This window comes from Nonomuraea sp. NPDC005650, assembly GCF_040605375.1.
Lineage (GTDB): Bacteria > Actinomycetota > Actinomycetes > Streptosporangiales > Streptosporangiaceae > Nonomuraea.
The window spans coordinates 285,644-304,965 of sequence record NZ_JBEXCR010000013.1; the positions used below are offsets into that span (position 1 = coordinate 285,644).

A 19,322-nucleotide genomic window follows, 5' to 3' on the forward strand; every position below is an offset into this window, starting at 1 on the left:
GCTCACCCTTCGTAGGCGCTGGAGTCGACGTACATGCGGTTCCACACGGGCGTGACGACGAGCTCGTTGACGCACACCTTCGGCGGCAGCGCGGCGACCGCGCCGATGACGTCCGCGACGTGCTCGGGGCTCAGCATCCGCGCGAGCTCCTCCTCCGGGACGGGCACCGGTCTGGTGCGCAGGATGGGCGTGTCCACCTCGCCCGGGCACAGGTGGGTGGCGCGGATGCCGTGCCGTCCCTCCTGGTCGTTCAGCGACTGCACGAGCGCGCCGAGTGCCGTCTTGCTGGCCCCGTACGCGGCTCCGGCGGCCGACATGAACTGCCAGCCCGCCCACGACGACACGACGACGACCGTGCCGAAGCCCGCCTCGCGGAACCCGGGCAGGACGCTGAGCACGCAGCGGGTGACCGCGTTCAGGTTCGTGTCGACGACGCGGGCGAAGTCTGCGCTGGTCAGGTCGGACCACCACCGGTTCCGCACGTTGGTGCCGGCCGAGCAGACGAGCAGTTCGACGGGCCCCGCCTCCGCGTGGGCGGCGGACACGGAGGCGTCGCCGGTCACGTCCACCGGCACCGCCCGGGCCTGGCCGCCCGCGGCGACGATCTTCTCGGCGGTCTCCCGCAGCGGGCCTTCGCGGCGGCCCGAGACCGTGACGCGGTAGCCGTCGCGGGCCAGCCTGAGAGCGGTCGCCCGCCCGATGCCGGTGCCGCCGCCGATCACCCACGCGCCCTTCATCGCGCGCCTCCGCTCACCGACGGGTCGATCAGGACCTTGACGCTGCCCTCGCCCTTGCCCGCCGCCGCGAACGCCCGCGCCGACTCGGCTGCGGGGAAGGTCGTGACGGGCAGGCCGGACAGGCCCAGGGCGTCGTCCTCGATCAGCCGCACGGCGGCGGCGAAGTCGTCGCGCGAGTAGACGCGGGTGCCGATCAGCCGGTGCTCGGCGAAGTTGACCGTCCGCAGGTCCACCTCGGGAGGCGACTTGTAGACGCCGACGATCACGATCGTGCCCTGGATGCGCGCGGCCTCGGTCAGCTGCCTGGCCACGGACGGATGCCCGGCCGAGTCGAAGACCAGGTCGGCGCCGTCGCCCGAGGTGCGGTCGCGGATCGCGGCCGGCGTGCCGGGTCCGGCGTCGAGCACCGGGAAGCCGTAGCTTTCTGCGACGCCGCGCCGCCAGCCGTTCGGCTCGACGATCACCACGTCCGCGGCTCCCCGATGCCTGGCCACCAGGGCCGTGAACAGGCCGATCGGGCCGCCGCCGTACACCGCGACGGACTCGCCCCCGCTCAGGCCCGAGCGCGAGACCGCGTGCACGGCCACGGCCAGCGGCTCGGCCAGCGCCACCAGCTCAGGGGCGACGTCCTGCCGCACCGGATGCAGCGCCGCGGCCCGTACGGCGACGAACTCGGCCAGGCCGCCCGGCTCGTCCACGCCGTACAGGCCCAGCGACCGGCAGACGTGGGAGTTGCCGGACGCGCAGGCCCGGCACGGCGGGACGGTGCCGCGGTCGGCGCAGGCGATCAGCGGGCGCACCGCCACCTGGGTCCCCACCGGTGGCGCCTGGTCCGACCTGGACTCGGCGACCGTGCCCGCGAACTCGTGGCCGAGTATCGTCCCCGTGCGGGCGCGGGCGTGCTGCCCCCGCAGGATCGCCAGGTCGGACCCGCAGATCCCGGCTCTCGACACCCTGACCAGGACCTGCCCGTCCGAGAGCTCCGGGATCGGGACGTCCTGCCGGCCGAGCCGATCCACCTCCGCCCACGTGATCACTTGCATTCAAACACTCCTCGTTGCACATATTGCAACACCAATGCTGCATTTGCAATATAGCCGACAGGTCGGCATACGATAGGCCGGGCATCTCGAAGGAGTGGAAGATGGAGATCATCCGGGTCGAAGCGCGGCACGTGGCGCGGTCGATGTGGGGCAACTTCTGGCAACAGCAGAAGAGCGTCCGCGGGCCGAGCCCGATGAACCAGTTCGCGCGCCGCGGCGACGGATGGTCCTGGTACACCTGGCCGCAGGGCATCGTCGTGGTCCGGGTCACGCTCGCCGACGGCACCACCGGGCTCGGCTACAGCGAGGACGGCATCGGCGCGGCCACCATCATGGTCAACGAGCACCTCGGCCGCATCGCCACCGGGCTCGACGCCCACGCGACCGAGCAGGTCTGGGAGCAGCTCTACCGCTCATCCATCGTGTACGGCCGCAAGGGCGCCGCCGTCGAGGCGATCAGCGCGATCGACATCGCGATCTGGGACGCCCTCGGCAAGTCGCTCGGCCGGCCTGTCTACCAGCTGCTCGGCGGGCCCCACGGCATGCCGGTCCGCGCGTACGCCAGCAAGGTCCAGCCTGACGACGACCTGGCCCAGGTGCGGCGCATGGCGCGCGACTACGCCGAACGCGGCTACACCGGGGTCAAGGCCAACTGGCCGTACGGCCCCGCCGACGGGCGGCGGGGACTGCTCGCCAACCTGCGCTACATCGAGACGATCCGCGACGAGCTCGACGACGGCATCGAGCTGATGAGCGACGCCTACATGGGCTGGGACCGCGCCTTCGCCACCCAGATGCTCCGCGGGCTGGCGGGGCTGGGGCTGCGCTGGGTCGAGGAGCCGCTGATCCCCGACGACGTCCAGGGCCACGCCATGCTCCGCGACCTCGGCCTGGTACCGATCGCGACCGGCGAGCACGAGTTCACCCGGTACGGCTTCCAGCACCTCATCGACGCGGGCGCCGCGGACGTGCTGCAGCCGGACGTCCACCGGGTGGGCGGCATCACCGAGCTGCGCCGCGTCTGCCAGCTGGCCTCGGGCGCCGGCATCGAGGTCATCCCGCACGTCTACTCGGCCGCCACCCTCCACGTCGTGCTCTCACAGCCCGGCTGCACCTGGATCGAGCACCTCACCAACCCCTCCTACTGGGGGCTCGACCAGCGCGTCGAGCCGCTGTTCCTGGGCGAGCCCGAGGTCATCGGCGGCGTCCCGCAGCTGCCGGCCGAGCCGGGCATCGGGCTGCGGGTCAACGAGAAGGCCGTGCCCGAGCTGGCCGACTGGGCCTGACCCCCGTCAAAGCGCCTTGAACGCGATCGACAGGGTGGCGACGTCACCCGGCGGCCGCGCCCTGAACCTGGAGGTGGGCGCGGTAGATGTCGAGCAGCGGGTCGCCGGTCTCGGCCATCCACGCCAGCAGGCCCTGCCGCGCCGCCTCCAGGTCCTCGCGGCGCTCCGGGTCCTGCGCCAGGTCGGCCAGCGAATGCGGGTCGGCCCGGAGGTCGTAGAGCTCCTCGGGGGTCCGGTGCCGGTAGAAGCGGGCGCGCCGGGCCAGCCGCTCGTCGCCGGAGGCGGCGGCGAGCATCGCGGGCCAGGTGCGTCCCATCATGTTCTCGGCCCGATACTCCCGGGTGCCATCGGACCACTCATTCCAGATGTAGCCGAATCGGTCGTCCTGGCGGCACCGCATCTCGTACCGGCCCTTCGCGGCGGTCTCGTGGAACACCGTGACCACCGCGTCCCGGCCGCCCTGCGCCTGCCCGCGCAGCAGCGGGAGCAGGGTCCGCCCGTCCAGGCCGGCGGGTTCTGACAGGCCCGCCGCCGCGCAGAACGTGGGGAACAGGTCGATCGTCGACACGAACGCCGTCTGCTCCCGCCGCCCCGGCCGGGTCACCCCGGGCCAGCGGACGATCAGCGGGGTCCGGCTGCTCTGCAGGTAGCAGTTGGCCTTGGCGAACGGCACGGCGATCCCGTTGTCCGACAGGAACACCACCAGCGTGTCCCCGGCGGCGCCGGTCTCGTCCAGTGCGCGCAGCACCTCGGACACCACGTCGTCGCAGCGCCGGGACGAGCTCAGGTACTCGCGGTACTCCTGAGCCACCTCCGGCAGGTCGGGGAGGAAGCCGGGCACGCTTCCGACGTCGTCCGCCGGCCCGAAGACCTTCGACGGGGCCGGGTACGTGGCGCGGGCCTCGGCCGGGAACCGGTCCAGCTCGTCCTGGCCGCCGGAGTACGGGCGATGCGGGTCGTGCGCGTTGGCCATGAGGAACCAGGGCCGGCCCCGCGCCGCCGCCTCCTCCATGAACCCCCGCGCCGCCTCGCCGTAGGCTCGCGGATCACGTCCCATCCCCAGCTCGCGCATGCCGCGTACGAAATCCCAGCCGAACGCCTCCACCGGCTGCAGATGCTCGACCTTGCCCAGGATGCCCGACATGTACCCGGCCGGGCGCAGGACCTGGGTGAGCACCGGCACTCCGCCGGCGATCGGCTCGAAGCCTTGCGCGCCGTTGCGATGCGGCCAGCGGCCGGTCATGATCGCGGAGCGGCTGGGCTGGCACACCGCGATGGCCACGTGGGCGCGCCCGAAGGTCATCCCCTCGGCGGCGAGGCGGTCCAGGGCGGGGGTCACCTCGGCGGGGCCTCCGAAGCAGCCCGGGGTGTCGCCGCCCATGTCGTCCGCGGTGATCAGCAGGATGTTCGGTGGCATGCGGGTCTCCTCGGCTGCCGTTCACTTCGAGGGTGGCGCGGACGTCCCCGAGCCCCGGGCGAGCAGGATCCGCCCCTCCACGGGCGGGTCAGATCGGCCATCAGGAGCCCTTGCGGTCGGCCGCGGCCACCCTGCGTTCCCACGCGGCGTGCCGCTCCGGCGTCCAGGCGGCCTCCGCCGCGTGCCACGAGACCGGCGTGGCGCCGGTGGCGGCCGACAGCCGCTCCGCCAGGTCGTCCGCGAGGTGGGCCCGGCCGGTGGCGCGCAGGTGCTCCATGTAGCGGACCGGGTCGTTGTAGTAGGTCGGCCCGACCTGCAGGGTCGTCTGCATCGGGTCGGGCAGCGCGCCGGGCCGCCCCGCGTAGGTGTGCCACCATTCCGACAGGTGCGTACGCATCTGCGCCGCGAGCTCCGGCTCCTTGTCGAGGAGGTCGGTGGTGAGATGCGGATCGTCGGTGACGTGGAACAGCTGCTCCCACTCGGCACGGAAGCTGCCCGGATGGTAGGTCCGCATGTAGAGGTGGTCGCGGGTGCGGACCGCCCGCTGGTAGGTGTGGGCGCCGTGGCCGAGCACCAGGTAGGGGCGCGACGGGATGGCGGAGCCGCGGACCGCGTCGGCGAACGAGGCGCCCTGCCAGCCGCCCGGGATCGGGATGCCGAGCAGGTCGCACAGCGTGGGGGCGAAGTCGATGTTGTACAGCAGGGCGTCGCAGCGGCGGGCGTCCTCGGGCAGGTCGTCGGTGACGCCGGGCCAGTAGACGACCAGCGGCACCCGCTGGACCGGCTCGTTGGCGTGGCCGTGCTCGGCGTAGGAGCCGTTCTCGCCGAAGGACTCCCCGTGGTCGGCGCTCACGATGATCGCGGTCTCCTCGGCGATGCCGAGCTCCTCCAGCGTGGCCAGCAGCTCGCCGAACAGGCTGTCCCAGTACATGATCGTGCCGTCGAACCCGTTGATGAGGTGCTCGAAGTCGGCGCGGGTGCGGATGGCCTCCGGCATGTTGTGCGGGACCGGGGAGCTGCGCGGCAGCACGGAATAGTGCAGGTCGAGGGCGCTGCGCGGCCCGTAGACCTCCGCGTGGCCGTCGATGGCCTCCTGGTCCGGCCAGGCTGGTGGCGGACCGGAGGCCGCCGCCTTCTCGGTCCAGCCCGGCTCGGTCAGGTACGGCGTGTGCGGCTCCCAGTACGTCAGGTGCAGGTACCAGTCGTCCTCGTGCGCGTGCCGGCGGATCCAGTCGAGCCCGACCCGGTTGATGTCTCGCCCGTCCTCGTCGTTGAGCTCGTTGCTCGCCCGGATCGACTCGCGGAAGTTGCCCAGGAAGTAGTAGGCGCGGTGCCGCTCGGCGAACATCGACACGGCGGCCGTGTAGTAGCCGTGCTGCCCGAGCCGCTGGCCGAGCAGCGGACGTTCCGGATGGTTGCCGTGGCCCGAGTCGAGGCGGAACCTGGCGGCCTCGCCGAAGTGCCCGACGACGCCGTTCGTGATGCCGAACTGACCGCTGGTCAGCGCGGTGCGCGAGGGCAGGCAGGGCGAGTCCGAGCAGTAGTAACGCTCGAACACGACGCCCTTGTCGGCCAGTGCCTGCAGGTTGGGTGTGGTCGGCCGCTGGTATCCGTAGGGCTGTGTGTGGTCGGCCCGGAGCGTGTCGACGTCGATGTAGATGACGCGCATGGAAACCCTTCGTGTGTAGGTCAGTCGAGATCGCGGGCGCAGCGGAAGCCGGTGTTGCCTCCGGAGCTGTCCGGCGTGTTGTGCGAGCGGGCGGCTACCCGGTAGCGGTTGCAGTAGGAGGCGTGGCAGAGGTAGGAGCCGCCGCGCGTCACCCGGTCGGTGCCCGAAGCGGGCCCGGCCGGGTCCCGCGCCTGCGCGGGATGATCGGTGCCCCACCAGTCGGCGCACCACTCCCAGACGTTGCCCGCCATGTTGTACAGGCCGAAGTCGTTGGGCGGGAACGCGTGCGCCGGCGCGGTGCCCGCGTAGCCGTCCTCGGCCGTGTTCGTGACCGGGAAGCGGCCCTGCCAGATGTTGGCCAGGTGCTCGCCGCCGGGGGTGAGCTCGTCGCCCCACGGGTAGCGCCGCTGGTCGTGGCCGCCTCGGGCGGCGTACTCCCACTCCGCCTCGGTCGGCAGGCGCTTGCCGGCCCAGCGGGCGTAGGCGTCGGCGTCGTGCCAGGAGACGTGGACGACCGGATGGTCGCCGCGGTCCTCCAGCCCGCTCCCCGGCCCTTCGGGGTGGCGCCAGTCCGCTCCCCGTACGGCCGCCCACCACGGGGTGACCTCGGGCCGCGGCGAGATCCGGCGCAGCTCCCGGTTCAGGAAGCGGACGAACACGTAGGACCAGCCGATCCGCTCGGTTTCGGTGACGTAGCCCGTCTCGTCCACAAATCGCGAAAACTCATCATTCGTCACCGCGCAGCGGTCGATGAGGAACGGCGAGAGCTCCACCGGGCGGACCGGGCCCTCGCCGTCGGAGGGGAAGCCCTCGGCGTCGTCGGTGCCCATCAGGAACCGCCCGCCGGGAAGCCGCACCATCCCGGCGTCGGACCCGCGCCCCGCCCGCCGGGGCGGCTCCACCGCCGCCGACGCGCCGGCCGACGGGCGGCCGGGGGTGCAGCACCCGCTCATGCCACCGCTCCGGTGGCCGCCAGTTCCCCGGCGAAGTGGCACGCGGCCAGCTGTCCGGTCGCCGTGAGCGTGAGCTCCGGCGCCTGCTCGACGCAGACCGTACGTTCCGGGCGGCTCAGCGGCCCGATCGGGCAGCGGGTGCGGAACCGGCACCCGGTCGGCGGTTTCCTGGGGCTGGGCAGGTCCCCGCCGAGCACGATCCGCTCCCGGGTGCGCTCGGCCGTGTCCGGGACCGGGGACGAGGCCAGCAGCGCAGCCGTGTACGGGTGCTGCGGCGCGGTGTAGACCGACTCCGCGTCGCCGATCTCGACGAACCGGCCCAGGTACATCACGGCCACCCGGTCGCTGAGGTGCCGCACCACCGCGAGGTCGTGGGCGATGAACAGGTAGCCGAGGTCGAGCTCGTCGCGCAGGGACTCCAGCAGGTTGATGATCTGCGCCTGGATCGACACGTCCAGCGCCGAGACCGGCTCGTCGAGCACCAGCAGCTTCGGCCGCGCCGCGAGGGCGCGGGCGATCCCGATGCGCTGGCGCTGCCCTCCGGAGAAGGCGTGTGGGTAGCGGTCGAGGTGGCGTTCGTTGAGGCCGACGCGCTCCATCAGCGCCGCCACCTCCTCGCCCCGCGCGGCGGCCGGCAGCCCGCGCACGGCGAGCGCCTCGTCCAGGGACTGGCGGATGGTCCGGCGCGGGTTCAGCGAGGCGTACGGGTCCTGGAAGACGTACTGCACCGTCTCCCGCAGCCGCCCGGAACCGTCGCCGACGCGGATCGAGCCCGAGGCCGCCGTGTTGATGCCGACGATGGTGCGGGCCAGGGTCGACTTGCCGCAGCCGGACTCGCCCACCAGCCCGACGGTCTCCCCGCTGGACACCGTGAGGCTGACCCCGTCGACGGCGTACACCGGCTGGTGCCGCCGGATCAGCCGCGCCTGGTCCGCGGCCACGTCCACCCGGAGGCCGTCGATCTCCAGCAGCGGCACCGGCTTGCGGTCGCGCCGCGCCTGGCCGGCGGCGGTCCGCATCGGCGGGATCTCCGCGCCGCGCCGCGTGACGTGGCAGGCGGCCAGGTGCCCGCCGTCGCCCCGCGGCGACAGCTCCGGCATCTCCCGCTCGCAGACGTCCTCGCTCAGGCGGCAGCGCGGGTGAAAGGGGCAGCCCTTCGGCAGGCGGGCGGGGTCGGGCGGAGCGCCGGGGATGGCGGGCAGGCGCCGCCCCGCGGAGTGCTCGTCGATGCGGGGCATGGCCGCGAGCAGGTCGGCCGTGTACGGCAGCTCGGGGCGGCCGAAGATGGCCTCCACGGAGCCGCGTTCCATGACCCGGCCGCCGTACATCACGACGACCTCGTCGCACATCTCGGCGACCACGCCCATGTCGTGGGTGATCATCAGTACGGCGATGCCCAGCTCGTCGCGGAGCCGGCCGAGCAGCCGCAGGATCTGCGCCTGGACGGTCACGTCCAGCGCGGTCGTCGGCTCGTCGGCGATCAGCAGCGAGGGCGAGCCGGCCAGGGCCACCGCGATCACGACGCGCTGCCGCATGCCGCCGGAGAACTGGTGGGGGTAGTCGTCGATCCGGCGCTCGGCGTCCGGGATGCCGACCTGGATCAGCAGTTCCAGGGCCCGCTCCCGCGCCGCGCGCTTGCCGGTGCCGTGCACGATGAGCGCCTCGGCGATCTGGTCGCCGACGGTCATCGCGGGGTTGAGCGCGGACTGCGGGTCCTGGAACACCATCGCGATCTCCCGGCCGCGCAGCTCCCGCATCCGCTTCTCCGGCAGGGTCAGCAGGTCCGTGTCGCGATAGCGCACCTCCCCCGCCGTGATCCGTCCCGGGGAACGCACCATGCGCAGGATCGAGCGGGCGGCCACGGACTTGCCGGATCCCGACTCGCCCACGATGCCGACGATCTGCCCGGGGCGGATCGAGAACGTCACGTCGTTGACCGCGTGGACCACGCCGTCCGGCGTGTCGAACTGGGTACGCAGGCCGCGCACCTCCAGCAGGGAGTCGTTCATCGTCGGTTCGCCGCCTGGTTCAGAGCGTCGGACAGAAGGGTGAAGGCCAGCGCGAGCAGCAGCAGGACGAGGCCGGGGCCGAGCACGTAGGAGGGCAGGCCGTCGATGTAGCGGGCGCCCACGTTGAGCATGGCGCCCAGCGACGGGTTCGGCGGGTTGATCCCGAGCCCGACGATGCTCAGCCCGGCCTCGATGAAGATCGCGACCACCATGAACACGGTGGCCTGCACCAGGATCGGGTCGATCACGTTGGGCAGGATGTGGCGGAGCATCACCGTCGAGCGCGGCACGCCGAGCACCCGGGCCGCCAGCACGTACTCCCGCTGCTGCTGGGCGAGCAGGCCCGCGCGGGCGAGCCGGCCGAAGCCGGGCAGGCCGGCGATGACGATCGCCGTGAACAGCGCCTGCCAGCCGGCGCCGATCATCATCACGATCATGATGCCCAGGATCAGGCCGGGGAAGCCGAGGATGATGTCCAGCACGCGCTGGGTGAGTGAGCCGAGCCTGCGCGACACGTAGCCGGACAGGCCGAGCAGCGTGCCGATCGCCATGCTCACGGGCACCGCGGTGAGGATCAGGCTCAGGTCGGTACGCAGCCCGTACAGCGTGCGGACCACGAGGTCGCGGCCGAACTCGTCGGTGCCCAGCGGGTGTGCCGCGGACGGCCCGGCGAGCGCGTCTCTGGCCTGCTGGTCGTAGCCGCCCGGGGCGAGCACGGGCGCGAGCAGGGCCAGGGCGACCAGCAGGGTCAGCAGGGCCGCCGCCGCGATCCCCTTCGGGGTCCGGAAGGCCTGCGCGTAGCGGGCCAGCGTGCCACCGCGCTCGCGTCGCCGCCGGACCGGTGCCTCCCCCGTCATGGGCGCTCTCTTCGCAATCGTCATTTCACTGCCCCAATCGGATCCGGGGGTCGAGAGCGGCCAGGGTGATCTCGGTCAGCAGCTGCGCGATCACGGCGATGAGCACCGTGCCGACGATGAGCACCTGGATGACCGCGTAGTCGGCGCTCTGCGCGGCCGAGACGGCGAGCTGGCCCAGCCCGTTCCTGGCGAAGATCGCCTCGATGACCACGGCCCCGGCCAGGAGGTCGCCGAACCGGATCCCGATCGCCACCACGGCCGGGCCGAGGCTGTTGCGCAGCACGTGCCGGACGCTGATCCGCCGGGTCGGCACGCCCTTGGCCACTGCCAGGTCGACGAAATCCTCCTGGCGCACCGCCAGCATCGAGGTCTGCACCAGCCGCGCCACCCCGGCCGACATCGGCAGGGCCAGCGCCAGCGCGGGCAGCAGCAGGTACTGCAACCCCAGGTCGGGGCTCTCCAGCACCGACATCTCGCCGCTGATGGGCAGCAGCCGGATCGCGACTCCGAACACCAGGATCAGCAGCAGCCCGACCAGGAACGGCGGCGCGGCCAGCAGGCTGGTGTTCGTGGCGTCGGTGAGCAGGCGCGACCACCGCGAGCGGGCGGAGCCGGCCAGCACGCCCAGGCCGATCCCGAACACGGCCAGGAACAGCCCGGCCAGCACCGCCAGCTCCACGGTGCTCCCGACCCGGGTCGCGATCAGCTCGGCCACCGGTCGCCGGTACTGGAAGGATCGCCCGAGGTCGCCGGAGAACAGGCCGCCCATCCAGTCCAGGTACTGCGACACCAGCGGCCGGTCCAGGCCCAGCTGGGCGCGGATGGCGGCGATGATCTCAGGGGTGGCCTCCGGGCCGGCGATCACGGCGGCCGGGTCGCCGGGCGTCAGCCGCGGCATCAGGAACGCGATCACGGTGGTGGCCAGCAGCACGAGGACCACCGACGGGACCCGTCCGATCAGGTAGCGGATCATCGGGCCAGGCACGTCTCACGCGAGAGGAGGCCGCCGGAGGCCAGGGAGAAGCCCTGAACGGCGGTGGACTTGACCGTGATGGCCGGCGTCGTCGCCAGCACGTGTTGGACCGCCTGGTCGAGCATGTACTCGGTCAGCTTCCGCACCGCCTCCGCGCCGGCCTGCCCGCTGCCCGCCTCGACCACCCCCCGTACGAGGGCGGTGTACTCCTTGCTGGCGAAGGTGCGGTGGGCACCCTGCAGGCGGACGTCCGGGTTCGTCTGCGCCACCAGCGACGGGCTGGGCACCTGCCCGCGGAAGGACAGGTAGGTGCCGCCCTTACCGGCGGCCAGCCGTGCCTGGTAGTCCGGCGCGGCCAGCGCGACCAGCTTCGGCCGGAGCCCGATGTCGGTGAGGTTGTTGGCGATGATCTGGTACACGGCCTGCAGCTGCGGGTTGTTGATGATGGTGATCGGCACCTCGGCCCCGCTCGCGCCGGCTTCCTCGATCAGCTTCCGTGCCCGGGCGGGATCGTAGCGGTAGGCGTTCTCGCTGTCCTTGGGGTACTCCGCTCCGGCCGGCCACACCAGGCCGGCGGTGGTGCCCATGCCGCTGAAGACCTGCTGCTTGATGCGGTCGCGGTCGATGGCCCACCCGACGGCCTGGCGGGCCTCCTTCTTCGCGAACGCTCCGCTCGCGGTGTCCAGGACGATGGAGTACAGCACCTGCTGGCCCTCCTGGAGCTGGAACTTGCCGCCCTGCTGGGCGACGGTGGCGGCGTCCTGCGTGGTCAGGCCGGAGGCCAGCTGCGCCCGCCCCGACCGCAGTGCGGCGAGCTGGGCGGTCGAGTCGGCGATGACCACGTTGTCGATGCGGTCGAGGTGGGGCAGGCCCTGCTGCCAGTAGCGGTCGTTGCGGACCAGCGTGAGCTCGGCGCCCGGCTGGTAGCGCTCGACCTTGTACGGCCCGGTCCCGATGACCTTCGAGCCGTCGGCGAGGTCCTTGTACGTCTCCGAGTCCACGATGGGCGTGTCGTCGAGGACGCTCGCCAGCACGGGCGACAGTGGCGTCTTGGACCGGATCGTCACCTCGTGGTCGCCGGTCGCCTCGATCTGCCAGCCGCTGATGATCTGCTTGTCGTTCGACGGGCTCGCCGGTTCGAGCGCCTGTTTGACGGTGAACAGCACGTCCGCCGAGGTGAAGGGGCGGCCGGAGTGGAAGGTCACGCCCTGGCGCAGGCTGAGCGTGACGCTCAGGTCGTCGTCGCTGACCTTCCACGCGGTCGCCAGCAACGGCACCGGGTTCGCGAGGTCACCGTCCTTGACGCTCATGAGCGGCTCGAAGACCCCGCGTACCCAGAACAGGTTCGCGGCGCCCTGGGCGAGGACCCGTCCGGGGATCGGCGGCTGGGCGCTCGCGACCACCAGCGTGCCGCCCGCTTGACAGCTCGCGGTGGACCCGCCGGCGGCCTGTTGCTGCTCCAGCTTGACCGCGGACTGGCAGCCTGCCGTCAACGCGGACGACAGGGTCAGCGCCAGCAGGACTCGGAGAGTTGAACGGGAGTGTGGACGGCTTTGTATGCCTGTGCGCATGTTGGTACTCCTGATAAGCCGGGGACGGCGCCGCCTGTGGGCAGGCTGCGCTCACGTCATGCCGACTGACGCGCCGATCCGCGCGGGAGCGGCGCCGGGGGGTGTTTCCGGAAGGTCAGGCCTTCGTGGTCGGGACTGTTTCGAGACGCAGCAGACTCGTCTCGAAGAGCCCGCACATGTCGATCGCGGGGTCACGGAGCCACTGCAGTTGCAGGCCGTTCATCAGGGAGACCAGCTCGGCGGCCGTGGCGGCCGGATCGAGGGACGGGGACATCCGCCCCTTCTCCTGGTCGGCGACGATCAGCCGGGCGATCCGGCCCCGGACTCGCTGGTTGCGCTGGTAGAAGAAGTCGTGGGCCGGGTGCGCCGGGTCGAGGCTCTCGGCCGCCTGTACGGTGAACAGCCGGACGAGGCCGGGCTGGGTCTCGTTGCGGCGGCAGAACGCCATCAGCCATTCCCTGGTGGTGACGTCCTCACCCTGGAACTGCGCTTCGACGTACTGCTCGTCTTGGAGGTCGCGCTGCTGGAGCACCGCGAGGATGAGGGCTTCCTTGCTGTCGAAGTGATGCAGCAGCCCCGGCTGGGAAACCCCGACCTTCTGGGCCACTTCCGCCAGGCTGGTGCCCCGGAAGCCCGCGATGGCGAACGCGTCCGCGGCGACGGCGAGGATCTGCTCCCGCCGCGCGGCAGCCGGGCGGCGAACCCGGCCGGTCTCCGCTCGTGCCATGCGTGTCTCCCTCCGGCGTCCACCGGCGCACTGGTCCGGTTACTACGCTGTGAATTACCCGTAACTTACCGAGTACTCGGTAGGTAAGGAAGACTCTACTCACCAGTAACTTATCGGCGCCTCCACCGGCGATGCCTGCCTTCGACGACGAAGCCGCGCCGGCCCGGCGAGCGGACCGGCGCGGCTTCGTCGCATCCGGTGAACGGGTCGGCGCGCGACTCCTCTACTTGAGGCTGTCCGGGACGCCGGACTTGTCGCCGAGGCCGGCGAGGTAGTCCGCGTACTCCTTCACGTTGTCCTTCTTGACGAGCTTGCCCTGCAGCGTCTCGTCGGCCTGCACCTGCTTGCCGCCCAGCACGTCGGAGGCCAGCGAGACCACCTTCTGCCCGAGCGCGAACGGCGACTCGGCGTTCGTGGCGTACATCTCGCCCGCCGCGACGGCGGCCAGCGCGTCGGCGATGCCGTCGTTGCCGACGACCTTGACCTTGCCCACCAGGTTGCGGGCCTTGAGTGCGGACAGGACGCCCATGGCCATCTCGTCGTTGGCCGCGTACACGCCGTCGATGTCGGGGTTGGCCTGCAGCACGTTCGTCATGACGTTCAGGGCCTTGGCCCGGTCGAAGTCGGCGGCCTGCGTGGCGACGACCTTGATGTCCTTGTGCGTGGCGATCTGCTGCTGGAAGCCCTTGCTGCGGTCCTGGGCGACGTTGGTGCCGAGGATGCCCTGGATCTCGACGACCTTGCCCTTGCCGCCGACGGCCTCGGCCAGCGCGTCGGCCGCGTTCTTGCCGGCCTGGACGGCGTCGTAGCCGACGAACGTGGCCAGCTTGCCGCCGGACGGCTTGCGGTCGAAGGCCATCACGGGGATGCTCGCCGAGTTCGCCTGGGTGACGGAGCTGCTGGCGGACTGGCTGCCCACCGGGTCGAGGATGAGGATGCCGGTCTGCTTGGAGATGGCGGTCGTCGCCTGGTTGAGGAAGGTGGCGTCGGAGTTGTCGGCGTTCTGCACGTTCAGGGTGATGCCGCTCTTGGCGGCCTGGGCCTCGGCGCCGTCCTTCACGCTGATGAAGAACGGGTTGCCGAGCGTGCTCATGATGATCGTGGCGTCCTTCTTGCCGGACGCCGCGGGGGCTCCGGTGGCCGGCTCCTCGCCGCCCCGGCTGCAGGCGGTAAGGGAGACGGCGGCCAGGATCGCGACGGCGACGAGTTTGCGGGGAGTGCGCATGGCTGTTCCTTCTAGATGTGCTGGGCGAGTTCGGGGGTGCGTACGGGGGATTCGGCCCTGCGCGGCACGAGCCTGCGCAGCAGGTCCACGTTGCGGTCGAGGAAGACGGCCAGGAGGATGACCAGGCCCTTCACCACGTCCTGCAGGAACGGGGAGACGTCGAGCAGGTTCATCCCGTTGTCGATGACGCCGAGGACGAGCGCCCCGACGAGGGTGCCGAGCAGGGTGCCGCGCCCGCCGGCCAGGCTGGTGCCGCCGATGATGACGGCCGCGATCGCGTCCAGTTCCAGCCCGGCGCCGGCGGTCGGCTGCGCCGTGGACAGCCGGGCGGTGATGATGAACCCCGCCAGGGACGCCAGCACGCCGCTGATGACGAAGGCGAGGATCTTGACGCGGTGCACCCTGATGCCCGACAGCCGGGCGGCCTCGACGTTGTCGCCGGTGGCGTAGACGTAGCGGCCGAAGCGGGTGCGGGCCAGGACGTACCCGAAGATCCCGAACGCCACCAGCATGATCCACACCGGCACCGGCACGCCCGCGAACCTGGCCTGCCCGATCCCCTGGAAGTCGTAGTCCGTCACCGGGATGGGGTTGCCCGAGGTGACGTGCAGGGTGAGCCCCGCGAACACCGACATCGTGGCCAGCGTCGCGATGAACGACGGCATCCTGGTCCTGGTCACGAGCAGGCCGTTGACCAGCCCGATGGCCGCCCCGGTCGCCAGGCCCGCGGCCAGCGCGGGGATCAGCCCGTACGGGCCGAGCGTCAGCGCGGTGACGACGGCGGAGAAGCCGAGCGCCGAGCCCACGGACAGGTCGATCTCGGCGAGGATGATCACGTATGTCTGCCCCGCCGCGAGCAGCGCGGCCACGGAGGTCGCGAGCGCGACGTTGAGCAGGTTCGTCGGGGTGAGGAAGACCGGCGAGGCCACCGAGAGGACGATCCCTACCAGGAGGAGCATCCACACCGCGCGCAGCCGGCCCGCGACGGTCTTGAGCTTGGAGGTCATGCGGCACCTACCAGTGCGTGCTTGAGGATGGACTGCTCGTCGAGGTCGTCGCCGGTCAGCTCGGCGACGAGCCGTCCCTCGCGCATCACGACCACGCGGTCGGACATGGCGACGAGTTCGGGCAGGTCGGAGCTCACGAGCAGGACGGCGACGCCGTCCGCGGTGAGCTGGTTGATGATCCGGTAGATCTCGGTCTTGGCCCCGACGTCCACGCCCCGGGTCGGCTCGTCCATGAGCAGCACCCGCGGCCTGGTCATCACCCACTTGGCGAACAGGGCCTTCTGCTGGTTGCCGCCGGACAGCGAGCTGACCGGGGCGGACGGCGAGGCGGCGCGCACCCGCAGCTCCGAGATGACCGCGCCGGTGGCCGCGCGCTCCTTGCCTCGCTTTACGATGCCGCTCCCGGAGCTGAACTCGCTCAGCGAGGCCAGCGACACGTTCGACTCGACCGACTGGCCCATGCACAGGCCCTCCGCCTGCCGGTCGGGCGACAGGTAGGCGATCCGGCTGCCGATCGCGTCCTGGACGCTCGCGACGCGCACGCCGGAGCCGTCCACGAGCACGGATCCGCCGGTCAGCGGGTGCAGGCCGAACAGCGCGCGCAGCAGGTCGCTGCGCCCGCAGCCGACGACGCCGCCGATGCCGACCACCTCACCGGCCCTGACCTGGAGATCGATGTCGTGGAAGCGGGCGCCGCCCCCGCCGCGCACCTCCAGCACCACCTCGTCCCCGGCGTTGCGCTCCTTGGGGTAGAAGTCGTCCACGGCGTCGCCGACCATGGCCGTGACGACCTTGGCCGGGGTGAGCTCGCCGGTGGGGGCGTCGAGCGTGACCCGGCCGTCGCGCAGCACGACGATGCGGTCCGACAGGGCGAAGACCTCGTCCAGCCGGTGGCTGATGTAGACCACCGAGACGCCGGCCTCGCGCAGCCGGTTCACCTGGGCGAAGAGCTGCTCGGACTCCTGCTCGTCGAGCGCCGCGGTCGGCTCGTCGAGGATGATCAGCCGCAGCTCGTGCGTCATGGCCTTGGCGATCTCGAGCATCTGCCGCTCGGCCACGCTCAGCTCGCCGACCTGGCGATGCACGTCGATCTCCATGCCGAGGCGGCGCAGCGCTCCCCTGGCCTCGGCGGCCATGCGCTGCTTGGAGACGAACAGGCGGCCGAAGGCGCGCTCGCGGTCCAGCACGTACATGTTCTCGGCCACGCTGAGGTGCGGGAACAGGTTCTGCTGGAACTCCTGGTAGATGACCTCGATGCCGTGCGCCATCGCGGCCTGCGGATCCTTGAACACCGTCGCGGTCCCGTCGATCAGCAACCGCCCGGAGTCGGGCTGGTGCGCGCCGGAGATCACCCGGGTGAGCGTGGACTTGCCCGCCCCGTTCTCCCCGACGAGGGCCACGACCTCGCCGGGACCGACGTCGAAGCTGACGCCGCGCAGGACGCTGTTGTCGCCGAAGGACTTGCGCACATCGGCAAGCTGGAGATGCATGCCAGGCTCCCGATCAGTACACGACGCCCGCGGTGAGCAGGACGTTGGCGTACGGGGTGAACTCGCCGGAGCGCACGGCCGCCCTGGCCCCGGCGGTGGCCTGCTTGAACGCGGTGTGCGGCAGGAACTCCAGGGTCAGGCCCAGCCGGTCGAACCGCTCCTCGATGGCCGCCAGCAGGTCCGGGCTGTGCTGCTTGATCTCCTCCGACAGCACCACGCCCTCCACGGCCACCTCGTCGAGCACCGCGTCCAGCAGGTCGAGGAAGCGCGGCAGGTTCTCCCTGACGGCCAGGTCCACGCGTTCCACGTCTCTCGGGATGGGCAGCCCCGCGTCGGTGACGACGAGCGTGTCCGTGTGGCCGAGCTCGGAGATCACGCGGGCGAGCTGGGCGTTGAGCGTTCCCTGGTTGCGCCTCATCGGGTGGCTCCTTCCATATAGGTGTTGATCAATGGCTCGACCTCGTCCTTGGCGGGGAGCGAGGGGCTGGCTCCGGCCTTGGTGGTGGCCAGGGCGCCGGCCGCCATGCCGTACTGGATGGCGGTGTCCACGTCGAGGCCGGCGGCGAGGGCGCCGCCGAAGAAGCCGGTGAACGCGTCGCCGGCCGCGGTGGTGTCCACGGGCGTCACGGCGTACGCGGGGAAGTGGCGGGTGCGCTCCTTCGTGACCGACAGGGCGCCGCCCGCGCCGAGGGTGATGATCGCGTGGCTCACGCCGCGCTCCAGGAACCAGGCCGCCGCGCGCTCCGCCGACTCCAGGTCCGTGACCTGGACGCCGGTCAGCACGGTGGCCTCGCTCTCGTTCGGGGTCACGATGTCGAGGTACGGCCACACGTCGTCGGGCAGCTCCTGGGCGGGCGCCGGGTCCAGGACCACGGTCAGCCCGGCCGCCGCGCCCTCCCGCGCCGCGTGGCAGGCGACCTCCGTGCGGATCTCGAGCTGGAGCAGCAGGACGCCGACCCGGTCGCGGACGCGCTCGATGCTCTCCGTGACCATCGCCTGGTCGAGGGAGGCGTTGGCGAGCGGCGTGATGACGATGTCGTTCTCGCCGGAGGCGTCCACGCGGATGTGGGCGACGCCCGTGCGGCCCTCGACCGTGCGGACCTCGGTGAGCGTGACGCCGTGCGCCTCCAGGCCGGACAGCACGATGTCGCGGAACGGGTCCTGGCCCACGCAGGCGGCCATCCAGGTCGGCGCGCCCGAGTGGGCGGCGGCCACGGCCTGGTTCGCGCCCTTGCCGCCGAGGACGAGGGTGAAGTCGTCGCCGAGCACGGTCTCACCGCGCCGCGGCAGCCGCCGGCTGAACGCCGTGACGTCCGCGGTGATGCTCCCGACGACGAGAACACCGGTGGGTTCCATGGGGGTTCCTCCAGATTCGGGGATGGGTGAGCCGAGGTCACGGCCCATGCGCCGTGTCCTTGCGGGTGCGGGGTCGATCAGATCCCGGCGGGGTGCCAGACCGTCTTGGTCTCCATGAACGCGGTCATGCGTCTCGTTCCGCGGTCCTCGGCCGCGGTGAGCACGCGTTTGAAGTTCTCGGCCGCCGCCTGCTCGCAGGTCAGCTTCAGCTCGGGGGCCGTCACGCCGGTGAGGTCTAGCCCGTTGACGTCCATGTGCGCCGCCAGCCACGGGGCCAGCTCGGCCTGGTGCCCGGTGAGGACGTTCACCACGCCGCCCGGCAGGTCGGAGGTGGCCAGCACTTCGGCGAACGTGATCGCGGGCAGCGGCGCCCGCTCCGCGGCGACCACGACGCAGGTATTGCCGGTGACGATCACGGGCGCGACCGCGGCGACGAGGCCGAGAAGGGGCTCGGCGGGCGCGATGACGGCGACCACCCCGGCCGGTTCCGGCGAGGACAGGTTGAGGTACGGGCCCGCCACCGGGTTGGCCGTCCCGTGCACGGCGGCGATCTTGTCGGACCACCCCGCGTACCAGACCAGCCGGTCGACGGCGGCGTCCACCTGCTCCAGCGCCGCCTTCTTGCCGCCGCCGAGCTCGTCGGCGAACTGGGCGCGGCGGCCCTCCAGCATCTCGGCGACCCGGTAGAGGATCTGGCCCCGGTTGTAGGCGGTGGCGCCGGACCAGCCGGGGAACGCCTTGCGCGCGGCCACCACGGCGTCGCGGGCGTCCTTGCGCGAGGCCCTGGCGGCGTGCTCCGTTCTCGTCACGGGGTAGGACCTGCCGCTCTCTGAGCGCGGGAACGCTCCACCGATGTACAACTTGTACGTCTTGCGTACGGTCACTCGCCGATCAGACATCGAGATACGCCTCCAATCCGTGCAGCCCGCCCTCACGGCCGTACCCCGACTCCTTGTAACCGCCGAACGGCGAGGCCGGATCGAATTTGTTGAACGTGTTGGC

General features: G+C 71.7%; 18 protein-coding genes. 1 reads left to right on the forward strand and 17 read right to left on the reverse strand.

Annotated features, from left to right (window positions below; translation table 11 throughout):
* Positions 1–2: 2 nt before the first annotated feature.
* Positions 3–737: an SDR family oxidoreductase gene (locus tag ABZS69_RS24015; protein WP_355376350.1), complete on the reverse strand. Its 735-nt coding sequence runs from the start codon at positions 735–737 to the stop codon at positions 3–5.
* Positions 734–1,780 carry an alcohol dehydrogenase catalytic domain-containing protein gene (locus tag ABZS69_RS24020; protein WP_355376352.1) on the reverse strand — a complete coding sequence of 349 codons (1,047 nt, stop codon included), beginning with the start codon at positions 1,778–1,780 and terminating at the stop codon, positions 734–736. Before ABZS69_RS24020 ends, ABZS69_RS24015 begins: the two co-directional genes overlap by 4 nt.
* Before the next feature lie 101 nt (positions 1,781–1,881).
* Between ABZS69_RS24020 and ABZS69_RS24025 the strand changes: the two genes are divergently transcribed.
* Positions 1,882–3,066: an enolase C-terminal domain-like protein gene (locus ABZS69_RS24025; protein WP_355376354.1), complete on the forward strand. Its 1,185-nt coding sequence runs from the start codon at positions 1,882–1,884 to the stop codon at positions 3,064–3,066.
* Between the two features lie 43 nt (positions 3,067–3,109).
* On the opposite strand, the gene ABZS69_RS24030 is transcribed toward ABZS69_RS24025, so the two are convergent.
* The 15 genes from ABZS69_RS24030 to ABZS69_RS24100 all read right to left on the reverse strand — a co-directional run.
* Complete coding sequence (locus ABZS69_RS24030; protein WP_355376356.1) at positions 3,110–4,483, reverse strand: sulfatase; 1,374 nt, start codon at positions 4,481–4,483, stop codon at positions 3,110–3,112.
* Between the two features lie 100 nt (positions 4,484–4,583).
* Entirely contained in the window at positions 4,584–6,152 is a 1,569-nt protein-coding gene (locus ABZS69_RS24035; protein ID WP_355376359.1) for a sulfatase, read from the reverse strand.
* Between the two features lie 20 nt (positions 6,153–6,172).
* Positions 6,173–7,105 (reverse strand): formylglycine-generating enzyme family protein, encoded by a 933-nt coding sequence (locus ABZS69_RS24040; RefSeq protein WP_355376361.1) that lies wholly within the window; start codon positions 7,103–7,105, stop codon positions 6,173–6,175.
* Positions 7,102–9,114, reverse strand: coding sequence for an ABC transporter ATP-binding protein (locus tag ABZS69_RS24045; RefSeq protein WP_355376364.1), 2,013 nt, complete (start codon positions 9,112–9,114; stop codon positions 7,102–7,104). The genes ABZS69_RS24040 and ABZS69_RS24045 overlap by 4 nt, the downstream gene beginning before the upstream one ends.
* Positions 9,111–9,971: an ABC transporter permease gene (locus tag ABZS69_RS24050; protein ID WP_355376367.1), complete on the reverse strand. Its 861-nt coding sequence runs from the start codon at positions 9,969–9,971 to the stop codon at positions 9,111–9,113. The genes ABZS69_RS24045 and ABZS69_RS24050 overlap by 4 nt, the downstream gene beginning before the upstream one ends.
* Before the next feature lie 25 nt (positions 9,972–9,996).
* Positions 9,997–10,944 (reverse strand): ABC transporter permease, encoded by a 948-nt coding sequence (locus tag ABZS69_RS24055; RefSeq protein WP_355376370.1) that lies wholly within the window; start codon positions 10,942–10,944, stop codon positions 9,997–9,999.
* Positions 10,941–12,515, reverse strand: a complete 1,575-nt coding sequence (locus ABZS69_RS24060) for an ABC transporter substrate-binding protein (RefSeq protein WP_355376373.1) — start codon at positions 12,513–12,515, stop codon at positions 10,941–10,943. The genes ABZS69_RS24055 and ABZS69_RS24060 overlap by 4 nt, the downstream gene beginning before the upstream one ends.
* A 115-nt stretch (positions 12,516–12,630) precedes the next feature.
* Complete coding sequence (locus tag ABZS69_RS24065) at positions 12,631–13,242, reverse strand: TetR/AcrR family transcriptional regulator (protein ID WP_355376376.1); 612 nt, start codon at positions 13,240–13,242, stop codon at positions 12,631–12,633.
* Between the two features lie 223 nt (positions 13,243–13,465).
* The gene (locus ABZS69_RS24070; RefSeq protein WP_355376379.1) at positions 13,466–14,467 is read right to left on the reverse strand and encodes a substrate-binding domain-containing protein; all 1,002 of its coding nucleotides are present in this window, start codon (positions 14,465–14,467) and stop codon (positions 13,466–13,468) included.
* Between the two features lie 11 nt (positions 14,468–14,478).
* Positions 14,479–15,474, reverse strand: a complete 996-nt coding sequence (locus ABZS69_RS24075; RefSeq protein ID WP_355376382.1) for an ABC transporter permease — start codon at positions 15,472–15,474, stop codon at positions 14,479–14,481.
* Positions 15,471–16,964: a sugar ABC transporter ATP-binding protein gene (locus tag ABZS69_RS24080; protein ID WP_355376384.1), complete on the reverse strand. Its 1,494-nt coding sequence runs from the start codon at positions 16,962–16,964 to the stop codon at positions 15,471–15,473. Before ABZS69_RS24080 ends, ABZS69_RS24075 begins: the two co-directional genes overlap by 4 nt.
* Positions 16,965–16,977: 13 nt before the next feature.
* Entirely contained in the window at positions 16,978–17,382 is a 405-nt protein-coding gene (gene rbsD, locus ABZS69_RS24085; protein WP_355376387.1) for a D-ribose pyranase, read from the reverse strand.
* Complete coding sequence (locus tag ABZS69_RS24090) at positions 17,379–18,320, reverse strand: ribokinase (protein WP_355376390.1); 942 nt, start codon at positions 18,318–18,320, stop codon at positions 17,379–17,381. Before ABZS69_RS24090 ends, rbsD begins: the two co-directional genes overlap by 4 nt.
* A 77-nt stretch (positions 18,321–18,397) precedes the next feature.
* Complete coding sequence (locus ABZS69_RS24095; protein ID WP_355376393.1) at positions 18,398–19,219, reverse strand: aldehyde dehydrogenase family protein; 822 nt, start codon at positions 19,217–19,219, stop codon at positions 18,398–18,400.
* Positions 19,212–19,322 (reverse strand): aldehyde dehydrogenase family protein (locus ABZS69_RS24100; protein WP_355376408.1); only part of this gene is annotated, 111 nt, incomplete at its 5' end. The genes ABZS69_RS24100 and ABZS69_RS24095, both read right to left, overlap by 8 nt.